Source organism: Streptomyces sp. NPDC051738 (assembly GCF_044453205.1).
Taxonomy (GTDB): Bacteria; Actinomycetota; Actinomycetes; order Streptomycetales; family Streptomycetaceae; genus Streptomyces.
Genome location: NZ_JBITCM010000019.1, coordinates 56,521 through 69,221 on the forward strand (window position 1 = coordinate 56,521; position 12,701 = coordinate 69,221).

Consider the following 12,701-nt stretch of genomic DNA (forward strand, 5'->3'; position numbering starts at 1 on the left):
CTTCGAAAGAGCGCGGAGAGCCGAGTCAGGGGCTGGGAGTGGTGCGGGATCGCCTGGGCGGGCGGTCAGTCGGCGACCCAGGGCTTGTCGTCGAGCAGCGCGAAGAGCTCGTCGTCGGTGGCGCTGTCGAGTTCGACGCGGTTGCTCTGCTCCGCGTCCTGTCCGCCGTCGGTGGCGGCCGCCGACCAGGTGGCGAGCAGTTGCTGGAGCCGGTCGCCGATCGCCGCGCGCACGGTGTCGTCCGCGGTTGGCGCGGTCTCGGCGAGGACGCCGCGGAGCTTGTCCAACTCGCCCATGAGGAAGGTGGTTTCACCGTCGTCGCCGGAGGCGAGTTCCGCGCTGAGGTGGTCGCGGAGGGACAGGATGGTGGGGTGGTCGAAGATGAGGGTGGCGGGCAGCTGCAATCCGGTGACGCCGTTGAGACGGTTACGGAGATCCACCGCCGTCAGTGAGTCGAAACCGAGCTCCTTGAACGCGCGTGAGGCGTCCACGGACCCGGCCGAGGCGTGGCCCAGCACTCCGGCCACCTCGGCCAGCACCGCGTCCAGCACCACACGGTCCCGCTCCGCCGAGCCCAGCCCGCGCAGCCGCTCCGCCAGACCACCGTCACCGGCGGCGCCACCCGACGCGGCAGCTCCCCAGCGCCGGCCCACCACCGGAACCAGGTCCCGCAGCACGAACGGCACCCGGCCGCCCGCCAGGGCCGAGGTCCGCAGGGCGACGGGGACGGCGTTCGGCTCGTTGACGATCAGCGCGGCGTCCATCAGTGCCAACGCCTCACGCGCGGTCAGCGGCGGCAGTCCCCCACGCCGCAACCGCGCCACGTCCGCCTGCGCCATCCGGCCGCCCATGCCGGCCTCCCACATGCCCCAGGCCAGCGACACGGCGGGCAGTCCCTGGGCTCGGCGGGTGGCCGCGAGGGCGTCCAGGACGCTGTTCGCGGCGGAGTACGCGGCCTGACCGGCGTTGCCCACCACACCCGCGAAGGAAGAGAACAGCACAAAGGCGGACAGCTCGCGGTCGGCCGTCAACTCATGCAAGTGCAGGGCCGATTCGGCCTTCGCCGCCAGCACGCCGGCCAACCGCTCCTCAGTGAAGTCGGCGATCAGACCGTCGTCGAGTACACCCGCCGCATGCACCACGGCCGACAGATCAACCCCGTCGAGTACAGCGGCCAGCGCCACTCGGTCGGAGACGTCACACGCCTCAACGCTGACCCGGGCCCCGAACTCCTCAAGCTCCGCGAGGAGTTGGGCGGCACCCGGAGCCTCGGGCCCGCGCCGGGAGACCAGCAGCAGGTCCCGTACTCCATGAGCGGTGACCAGATGCCGGGCGACCTCCGCGCCCAGGCCGCCGGTACCACCCGTGATCAGCACCGTGCCCTCGCCACTCCACGGCGACGGCACCGAGAGGACGACCTTCCCGACATGCTTGGCCTGCTCGATCAGCCGCAACGCCTGGCGAGCCCTGGCCAGGTCGTACGAAGTCACTTTCAACGGCCGCAGCACACCCTGGTCGAACAGCTCCAGCAGAGCCGCCCACATCCCGGCGATCCGGTCCGGACCCGCGTCGAGCGTGTCGAACGCCTGGTAGCTGACTCCCGGGTTGGCGGCTGCGACCTTGTCCGGGTCCCGGATGTCGGCCTTGCCCATCTCGACGAACCGGCCACCGGGCCGCACCAGCCGAAGCGACGCGTCCACGAACTCCCCGGCCAGAGCATCCAGCACCACATCGACACCCGGCCGGAACCGCTCCTCGAACTCAGTCGTCCGCGAGGAGGCGATCCGCTCCTCCGGGACACCCAGCTCACGCACCACCGGCCACTTCGGCTCACTCGCCGTCGCGAACACCTCGCCGCCCAGATGCCGGGCCAGCTGCACGGCGGCCATGCCGACACCACCGGCCGCAGCGTGAATCAGGACGGACTCGCCTTCCTTGAGCCCGGCGAGGTCCACAAGCGCGTAGTAGGCGGTCAGGAACACGATCGGCACCGACGCCGCCTGCTCGAACGACCACCCCTCCGGCACCCGCGCCAACAACCGCGCATCAGTCACAGCCGACGGAGCGAACGCCCCGTCCAACAGCCCCATCACCCGGTCACCGACAGCAAGTCCGCTCAGATCCGGACCCACCTCGACGACCACACCGGCACCCTCATGCCCCAGCCGCCCCGCATCCCCCGGATACATGCCCAGCACATTCAGCACATCCCGGAAGTTCACCCCCGCCGCCCGCACCGCCACCCGCACCTCACCGGGGCCAAGGACACGCGGCTCCTCGGAGATCGGCGCCACGCCGTCCAGGCGACCGCGCTCCCCGACCTCCATGCGCCACGTCATCCCCGCAGGAACGACGGGCGGCACGAGGACGCCGCCGGTGGCCATCCGGACGAGGCGCGGTGTCCAGGCCTCGCCGTCGCGCAGGGCCAGTTGGGGCTCGTCGAGGGGGGAGAGCCGTTCGGCGAGGGCGCGGTACGAGGCCGCGGTGCCGTCGACGTCGGCGAGGGCGATGCGTCCGGGGTGCTCGCTGATCGCCGACCGGACCAGGCCCCAGGCGCCGGCGCCGGTCAGGTCCGGGGTCTCGGTGCCGGTGGCAGGGCGCAGGGCGACCGCGCCGGTGGTCAGTGCCACCAGCGGGGTGTCAGCCCATCGCTCGTGCGCGAGCCAGGTCCGCATGGCACCCAGGAGATCAGCAACCGGACTTGGGACTTCACCAGAGTTGGCCGTGACGGTCAGCCCGACGACCGAGGGCGCGGGCTCGCCCGCTTCGACCGCGGCGATGAGGGCGTCCAGGTCGGCGTAGTACCTCGTGGGCACGCCCGACTCGCGCCACGCCGTCATGTCGGGGGCGCCGACTACGGCCCAGTGGCCGGTGCGGGCGGTCTCGGGGCGGTTGGTGGGCGTGGGGACCCAGTCGAGGCGGTACAGGTCGTCCGGGCCGGTGGCGGCCAGGGTCAGGTCGGCTGCGGACACGGGGCGCAGCACCAGCGAGTCGACCACGGCGACGGGGCCGCCCGCCGCGTCGGCGACGTGCAGTGTGTACGCGTCGGATCCGCGCGGTGTGAGCCGGGCCCGTACGGCGCTCGCGCCGACGGTGTGGAAGGAGGCACCCGACCACAGGAACGGCAGCAGCGCGCCCTCTCCCTGCTCCGCGCGCAGGGCGAGGGCGTGCAGCACGGTGTCGAGAAGCGCCGGGTGGAGCCCGAAGGCCGTCGCCTCGCCCGCGGCCGGCTCGGGGAGGGCCGCTTCGACGAAGAGGTCATCGCCGGACGTCCACACACGGGCCAGGCCGCGGAAGGTGGAGCCGTAGGAGAGTCCGGACCGGTGCAGCTGCTCGTAGAGGTCGTCGAGGGGGAGTTCGCGGGCTCCGGCGGACGGCCAGGTGCGCAGTTCGGCGGCCTCGGCGGGGGTGGCCGCCGCGTTGTCGAGGCGGCCGGTGGCGTGCAGGGTCCAGGGCAGGCCGGGGGCCGCCTCGTCGGGCCGGGCGTACACATGCAACGCGCGGCCTCCCTCGCCGTCCGCCGCCGGGGGCTCGACGGTGATCTGCACGGCGACGCCCGCGTCGGGCGGCAGGACGAGCGGCGCCTGGAGGGTGAGTTCGGCCAGTCGGCCGCAGTCGGCGCGGTCGCCGGCCTGGAGGGCGAGTTCGACGAACGCCGTACCCGGTACGACGACGTTGCCGGCCACGACATGATCGGCGAGCCACGCATGGGTACGGACTGACAGGCGGGACGTCAGCAGCAGTGTGTCGGAGCCCGCCACGGTGACGGACGCGCCGAGCAGCGGGTGCTCCGCGGCGGCGAGACCGAGGCCGCCTGCGTCGGCGGCGGCACGGGCCGGTTCCAGCCAGTACCGCTGCCGTTGGAAGGCGTACGTCGGCAGCGGCACCCGGTGCGCACCACTGCCCTCGAACAGGGCGGCCCAGTCGACACGAGCCCCCCGGACGAAGAGTTCGGCAAGGGCGGTGACCAGCGTCTCGGCCTCCGGGCGCCCCTTGCGCAGCACGGAGAAGGACCGCCCGGCCGCCGGGTCGACGAGCCCGCTCAGCACCGGATCGGGGCCGATCTCCAGCAGCCGCCCCGCGCCGAGCGAGCCGGTGGCGGTCCGCAGCGCGTCGTGGAAGAGGACGGGACGGCGCACTTGCTGGACCCAGTAGGAGGGGGAGGTCCAGTCGGTCTCGCCGACGGTCTCACCGGTGACCGACGACGCGGCCGCGACGACGGGACGCCGGTAGGTGATCTGCTCGGCGATCGCGGCGAACTCGTCGAGCATCGGCTCCATCAGCGGGGAGTGGAACGCGTGCGACACGCGCAGGCGGGTGACCCGGCGACCACGCTCGCGCACGGCGGCCATGACCCGCTCGACACCCTCCTCGGTGCCGGAGACAACGACGGCGGCCGGTCCGTTGACGGCGGCGATCGACACGTCGTCGGAGCTCAGCAGCTCGGCGATCTCCTCCTCGGCCGCCTCCACGGCGGCCATCGCACCACCCTCCGGCAGCGCCTGCATCAGACGTGCCCGAGCAGCCACCAGCCGTACGACGTCCGGAAGTTGGAAGACCCCGGCCGTGTACGCGGCAGCGTACTCACCGATCGAATGGCCCAGCACCACATCCGGAGCCGCACCCCACACTCGCAGCAGCTCCACCGACGCGACCTGCACCGCGAACAGGGCTGCCTGTGCATAGCCCGTGCGGTCCAGGAGAGCGGCCGCCTCGGAGCCGTCCTCGGCGAACAGCACGTCCCGCAGCGGGAGCGGGAAACCGTCCGCGCCGGCCAGCTCGGCCTCCAGCAGCGCGACCGTCCCATCGAAGACGCGCGCGAACCGCGGATACTGCGCGTGCAGTTCACGCCCCATCCCCAGGCGCTGACTGCCCTGACCCGTGAACATCCACGCAGTACGACCCTCGCTGACGACCCCCCTCACGGCAGGCTCCGCGAGCCCCGACCGCAGGGCGTCCCCGTCCCGCCCGAGAACCACCGCCCGGTGCTCCAGGGCCGCACGGGTCGTGGCCAGCGACAACCCGACGTCCGCGGGGGCGACGTCATGGGCATCGAGATGCGCGGCCAATCGCGCCACGCCGACGTGCAGGGCTTCGGCCGTACGGGCCGATACGACCCACGGAATCACCGGAAGGGCAGCCGGAGAGCCGGGCTTGCGGGGTGAAGGGGCGGTGGGGGCTTCTTCGAGGATGACGTGGGCGTTGGTGCCGCTGATCCCGAAGGACGACACACCTGCCCGACGCGGCCGCTCACCACGCGGCCACGCCCGCTCCTCGCGCAACAGCTCCACCGCACCCGTCGACCAGTCCACATGCGAGGACGGCTCATCAACATGCAGCGTGCGCGGCAGACGCTCACGGCGCAGCGCCATCACCATCTTCACCACACCCGCCACACCCGCCGCCGCCTGCGCATGCCCGATGTTCGACTTCACCGAACCCAGCCACAACGGCTCATCATCCGTCCGGCCTTGTCCGTACGTCGCCAACAGGGCCTGCGCCTCGATCGGATCACCGAGCCGGGTGCCCGTGCCGTGCGCCTCGACCGCGTCCACCTCAGCGGCATCGACTCCCGCGGCGGCCAACGCCTGCCGGATCACCCGCTGCTGCGACGGCCCGTTCGGCGCGGTCAGCCCATTGGACGCACCATCCTGATTGACCGCGCTGCCCCGCACCACCGCCAGCACCGGACGGCCACCGCGGCGGGCATCCGACAACCGCTCCAGGACGAGAACACCCCCGCCCTCAGCCCAACCCGTCCCATCAGCACTGTCGGCAAACGACTTGCACCGCCCGTCACCAGCCAGCCCACCCTGCCGCGCAAACTCCAGAAAGATGCCCGGCGTCGCCATCACCGTCGCGCCACCGGCCAGAGCCAGATCGCACTCACCCGAGCGCAGTGCCTGAACGGCCAAGTGAAGGGCGACCAGTGCCGACGAGCAGGCGGTGTCCACGGACATCGCCGGACCCTCCAGCCCCAGGGCGTAGGCCAGCCGACCGGACGCGACGCTGGGAGTGCTGCCGGTCAGCAGGTAGCCCTCAGTGCTGCCCTGCGGATCGTCAACCGTGCCGCTGCCGTAGCCGTTGGCGGAGACACCGGCGTAGACACCCGTCGACGTGCCACGCAGCGACATCGGGTCGATCCCCGCGTCCTCCAACGCCTCCCACGCCGTCTCCAACAGCAACCGCTGCTGCGGATCCATCGCGAGCGCCTCACGCGGCGAGATCCCGAACAACTCCGCATCGAACAACGCCGCGCCCTCGACGAAACCACCGACCGCCGCAAGCCCCTCCAACAAGGCAGGATCCCAACCACGATCCGCCGGCAACGCCGACAACCCATCCCGCCCCTCAGCGACCACACCCCACAACCCCTCGGCCGAAACCGCACCACCCGGGAAACGACACCCCATCCCCACAATCGCAACCGGCTCATCCAAAGCCGTACGCGTAGGCGGTTGTGAGGGAGCCTGCGCGGTGATCTCGCCGAGGACCTGTTCGAGGAGGTAGTCGGTGAGGGAGTTCGGGTTCGGGTGGTCGAAGACGAGGGTGGCGGGCAGTGTGATGCCGGTGGCGGAGCCAAGCCTGTTGCGCAGGTCGACGGCGGTCAGCGAGTCGAACCCGAGGTCCTTGAAGCTGCGGGTCTCGTCCACGGACGCCGCCGAGGCATGGCCGAGCGCTGTGGCGACCTGCGCCCGGACCAACTCCACCAGAGCCCTGCGCTGTTCGACCGGCGCCAGCCCGGCGAGCCGGCGGGCCAGTTCACCGCCGGCTGCGGTGGTTGTGCCGACGGTACGGCGACGTGCCCTTACCGGCACCAGCTCGTGCAGGACGGCGGGCAGGGCACCGTGGCCGGCCGCGCCGAGCGCCGAGGTGCGCAGGGCGACGGGGACGGCGATCGGCTCGTTCACGAGCAGGGCCGCGTCCAGCAGGGCCAGGCCCTCACTGGTGTCCAGCGCAGGGAAGCCCTGCCGCACCATCCGCTCCAGCTCGGCCTCGCCCAGCGTCCCGCCCATACCGTCGGCGTTCGCCCACATCCCCCAGGCCAGCGACACGGCGGGAAGCCCCTGAGCGCGGCGCGTGATCGCGAGGGCGTCCAGGACGTTGTTCGCGGCCGAGTAGGCGGCCTGACCGGCATTGCCCACCACCCCCGCGAACGACGAGAAGAGAACGAAGGCGGACAGATCACTGTCGACCGTCAACTCATGCAAATGCAGCGCCGATTCGGCCTTGGCCGCCAGCACGCCGGCCAACCGCTCCGGCGTCAGATCAGCGACCAGACCGTCATCGAGTACGCCCGCCGCATGCACCACGGCCGACAGGTCGACCCCGTCGAGCACGGCGGCCAGCGTCTCCCGGTCGGAGACGTCACATGCCCGGACTCGGACGCGAGCGCCCAACTCCTCCAATTCTGCGAGGAGTTCAGCAGCGCCCGGAGCCTCCAGCCCGCGCCGGGAGACCAGCAGCAGGTCCCGTACGCCGTGCGCGGTGACCAGATGCCGGGCGACCTCCGCGCCCAGCCCACCGGTACCACCTGTGATCAGCACCGTGCCCTCGCCGCCCCACGGCGACGGCACCCGCAGCACGACCTTCCCGACATGCTTGGCCTGCCCGAGCAGCCTTAGGGCCTCGGGAGCCCGCCCCATCTCAAACGCCGTCACGGGATTCGGCCGCAGCGCGCCCTGCTCGAAAAGCTCCAGCAGCGCCGCGAACATCTCCGCGATGCGATCGGGGCCCGCGTCGATGAGGTCGAAGGAGGTGTAGTCGATGCCGTGCTCGGCCCGCACCTGCTCGGCGTCGCGGATGTCGGTCTTGCCCATCTCCACGAATCGGCCACCGGGACGTACGAGCCGCAGCGAAGCGTCCACGAACTCACCCGCGAGCGAGTCCAGCACCACATCGACGCCCGGCCCGAACCGCTCCTCGAACTCCGTCGTACGGGACGAGGCGATGCGCTCCTCCGGGACCCCCAGTTCGCGCACCACCGGCCACTTCGGCTCACTCGCCGTCGCATACACCTCGGCCCCCAGGTGCCGGGCAAGCTGCACCGCAGCCATCCCCACACCACCGGCAGCGGCATGGATCAGCACCGACTCCCCCGCCTCCAGACCGGCCAAGTCCACCAGGGCGTAGTAGGCCGTCAGGAACACGATCGGCACCGACGCCGCCTGCTCGAACGACCACCCCTCGGGTATCCGGGTCAGCAGCCGGGCATCGGTGGTGGCCATCGGAGCGAACGCCCCGTCCAGCAGACCCATCACCCGATCGCCGACAGCAAGCCCGGTCACCCCAGGGCCCACCTCCACGACCACACCGGAACCCTCATGCCCCAGCCGACCGGCATCCCCCGGATACATGCCGAGGACGTTCAGCACGTCCCGGAAGTTCACCCCAGCCGCCCGCACCGCGACCCTCACCTCACCGGAGCCAAGGACACGCGGCTGCTCAGCGACCAGCCCCACACCATCCAGCCGCCCCTGAGCCACCACATCCATCCGCCACCCGACGCCCACCCCCACAGCGGGAAGGAGGACGTCATCGCCGGCCATGCGGGCGAGGCGCGGCACGCGTGCCGTGCCCCGACGGATCAGTACCTCACTGTGCGTCTCCGGGACGCCCGCGAGCGTCTCCCAGGACGCGGAGTCGAGGTCGAGGTCGGCGAGGGCGATACGGCCCGGGTGTTCGGTCGAGGCCGTGCGGATGAGGCCCCGGACGGCGGCCGCGGCCGGGTCGGTGAGGGGCTCCTCGTGGTCGGCCGGGCCGGAGAGCACGGTCAACAGGCGGGTTCCGGAGAGGCGGGGCTCCCGCAGCCACTCCTTGAGCGTGTCGAGTGCCTCGGTGACCGTCTCACGGACCGACCGTGCGGCTGTCTCGATGGGCAGGAGGACGGTGCTCGGCGGTTGCGTGCCGGCGTCGAGTGCTGTGCGAAGTGCGTCCAGGTCCGCGTACGACGTGCCGTACCGGGCTGTCCGTCCATCCGGCAGTTCGCCGAGGACACTCCAGTCGGCCGTTCGGGCCTCTCCGGGCTCGGTGAGGGGACGCCACTCCACTCGGAACAGCGCGTCGCGGACGAAAGTATCGGTGGCCTCCGGTTCCATGAGGGTGACGGGGCGCAGCAGGAGGCTGTCGATGGTGGCGAGGGGTTCGCCGTTCGCGTCGGCGACCCGAAGTTCGACCGTGTCCTCGCCTCGCCGCGTCACGCGGACGCGGACTGAGGACGCGCCCACGGCCGACAGCTCCACACCCGACCACAGGAACGGCAACCGGGCGACGCCGTCCTGCTCCCACAGGCCCAGGACATGCAGCACGGTGTCCAGGAGCGCCGGGTGCACGCCGAATCCCTCGCCGCCACCGGCGACCCCGTCGGGCAGCGTGGCCTGCACGAACCAGTCGTCCCCGGAACGCCATACCGCTTCCATGCCACGGAACGCCGGGCCGTACGAGAGTCCCGCCGTGTCCAACCGCTCGTAGAGGCCTTCGAGTTCGAGCTGTTCCGCTCCCCGCGGCGGCCACACGCGCAGGTCCCACGGCTCTCCCGACGGCGCGGCTTCGGTGATGGTGCCCGACGCGTACAGCGTCCAGGGCAGTTCGTCGGCCGTGTCGTGCGGGCGGGCGTGGATGCGCAGGGCTCGGTGGCCCGCGCCGTCCGGGGGCTCGACGCCCACCTGGAGTTCGACGGCCCGGTCGGCCGGGACGGCGAGTGGGGTGTGGAGGGTGAGTTCGTCGACGCGGTCGCAGCCGGCGCGCTCCACTGCGGCCAGCGCCAGCTCCAGCAGCGCCGTACCGGGGACGATCACCGTGCCCGCCACGACGTGGTCGGCGAGCCAGGGCTGGTCGGCGACGGACAGCCGCGCCGTCAGCAGCATGGTGTCCGTGTCGGCGACGGACACGGCGGCGCCGAGCAGCGGATGGCGGACGGGGCGCAGGCCCAGGCCGGCCGCGTCGACGGCGGTGCGCGGCGCTTCGAGCCAGTAGCGGCGGCGCTGGAACGCGTACGTCGGCAGGGGCACCTCGCGTGCCCCCGTGCCCGCGAAAACGGCCGCCCAGTCGACCGGCGTACCGCGTACGAACAGTTCGGCGACGGCCGCGAGGGTCGTCTCGCGTTCGTCCCGGTCACGGCGCAGCACGCATGCGGCGGGGGTCGTGTCCACCAACGCGGACAGGACGGGATCGGGGCCGATCTCGAGGAACCGTGCGACGCCCAGGTCATCGACGGCCGTGCGGGCCGCGTCGTGGAAGCGTACGGCCTCGCGGACCTGCCGTACCCAATAGTCCGGAGTCGTCCAGTCGTCGGCGTCGAGCGCGGCGCCGGTGAGGGTGCTGACGGCGTGGAGCGTCGGGCGGTGGTAGGTCGCCCGGGCGGCGATGCCGGCGAATTCCGTCAGCATCGGTTCCATGAGCGGGGAGTGGAAGGCGTGCGAGACATGCAGTCGGGTGGCCCGGCGGCCCTGTTGGTGTGCCGTCTCGACGAGTTGCCGTACGGCGTCCTCGTGGCCGGAGACGACGACGGACGTGGCGCTGTTCACGGCGGCGACGACGGCGCCGTCCGTGAGGAGTGCGGTGACCTCGCTCTCGGTTCCCTCGACCGCGGCCATGGCGCCGCCCTTCGGCAGGGCCCGCATGAGTCGCGCGCGGGCCGAGACCAGCCGTACGGCGTCGGGCAGTTCGAGGACGCCGGCCGCGTGGGCGGCGGCGAACTCGCCCACCGAGTGGCCCAGCACCACCTCGGGTCCCGTGCCCCATGAGCGCAGCAGCCGTATGAGGGCGACTTGCAGGGCGAAGAGGGCGGACTGGGCGTAGCCGGTGTCCTGGAGGGTTTGTTCGTCGTCGCCGAGGAGGACGGTGCGCAAGGGCTTTGCGAAGGCGAGTTCGGCGTCGAGTAGTTCACAGACTTCGTCGAGTGCGGTGGCGAACTCGGGGAAGGTGGCGGCGAGTTCTCGTCCCATGCCGGGGCGCTGGCTGCCCTGGCCGGTGAACATCCAGGCCGTACGGCCCTCGGTCGCGGCGCCCCTGATCACGGGTTCGGCGAGCTGGGCGCGGAGGCCGGTGAGGTCGTGGCCGAGGACGACGGCGCGGTGGTCGAGGGCGGCGCGGGTGGCCGCGAGGGAGAACCCGGTGTCCAGGGGGTCGGCGTCGACGGAGGCGAGGTGGTCGAGCTGGGCCCGCAGGGCGTCGGAGCATCGCGCGGTCACCACCCAGGGGATCACCGGCAGATCGACCGTCATGGCCGGGGTGGCCGGGGTGGCCGGTTCCTCGGCGTCCTCGGGGGAGGCGGAGGCAGGGGCGGGTGCCTCTTCGATGACGACGTGGGCGTTCGTCCCGCTGATGCCGAACGACGACACACCCGCCCGCCGCGGACGCTCGCCCTGGGGCCAGGCGCGCTCCTCGTGCAGCAGCCGCACCGCACCCGACTCCCAGTCCACGTGGGAGGACGGCCGGTCGGCGTGCAGGGTGCGCGGCAAGCGCTCCGCACGCAGCGCCATCACCATCTTCATCACACCGGCCACACCCGCTGCCGCCTGCGTGTGCCCGATGTTGGACTTCACCGACCCCAGCCACACGGGAGCACCGTCGCCCTCGCGCGCCTGGCCGTACGTGGCCAGCAGCGCCTGCGCCTCGATGGGGTCGCCGAGCCGGGTACCGGTGCCGTGCGCCTCGACCGCGTCCACCTCGGCCGCCGACACACCCGCGTTCGCCAACGCCTGCCGGATCACCCGCTGCTGCGACGGCCCGTTCGGCGCGGTCAGCCCGTTCGACGCACCATCCTGATTGACGGCCGTACCCCGCACCACCGCCAGCACCGGACGACCCCGACGGCGTGCCTCACTCAACCGCATCAACACCAGCACGCCCGCACCCTCGGCCCACCCCGTGCCGTCCGCCGCATCGGCGAACGCCCTGCAGCGGCCGTCGACGGCCAGCCCGCCCTGCCGGGAGAACTCCACAAACGTGGCCGGCGACGCCATAACGGTGACACCGCCTGCCAACGCCGTATCGCACTCCCCCGACCTCAGCGACTGACACGCCAGATGCAGCGCCACCAAAGACGACGAACACGCCGTGTCCACCGTCACCGCCGGGCCCTCCAAGCCGAACACATAAGCCACACGCCCGGAGAACACACTGCCCGCGTTGCCGTTGGCGAGCAGTCCCTCGACCTCGTCAGGGGTCGCCAGCAGGCGGGAGGCGTAGTCGTGGTACATCAGCCCCGCGAACACGCCCGTGCGCGAGCCGCGCAGCGACAGCGGATCGACCCCGGCCCGCTCCAGCGCCTCCCACGACGTCTCCAACAGCAACCGCTGCTGCGGATCCATCGCGAGCGCCTCACGCGGCGAGATACCGAACAGCCCCGCGTCGAACTCCGCCGCGTCGTGCAGGAAGCCGCCCTGCCGCGACGACGACTGCCCCGGGCCGTCCCCGAACAGGGCCGTCAGGTCCCAGCCACGGTCCACCGGGAAGCCCGACACACCCTCGCCACCGGACGCCACCAGGTCCCACAGCGCCTCCGGCGAGTCCACCCCGCCCGGGAAACGGCATCCCATTCCCACGATCGCGATCGGCTCGTGGTCCCTGGCCTCGACCTCGCGCAGCCGCCGCCGGGTCTGGCGAAGGTCGGTGGTGAGCCGCTTGAGGTACGTCAGAGTCTTGTCGTCAGTGGGCACGAGATTCCTGTCCCTTGTCACCTGGGGGCACGCCAAGGC

The 12,701-nt window shown here is 72.0% G+C and carries 1 protein-coding gene; it reads right to left on the reverse strand.

Going from position 1 to position 12,701, the window contains the following annotated elements; genetic code table 11:
- Positions 1-65: 65 nt before the first annotated feature.
- Positions 66-12,662: an SDR family NAD(P)-dependent oxidoreductase gene (locus tag ACIA8X_RS35630; RefSeq protein ID WP_399460028.1), complete on the reverse strand. Its 12,597-nt coding sequence runs from the start codon at positions 12,660-12,662 to the stop codon at positions 66-68.
- Positions 12,663-12,701: the final 39 nt, after the last annotated feature.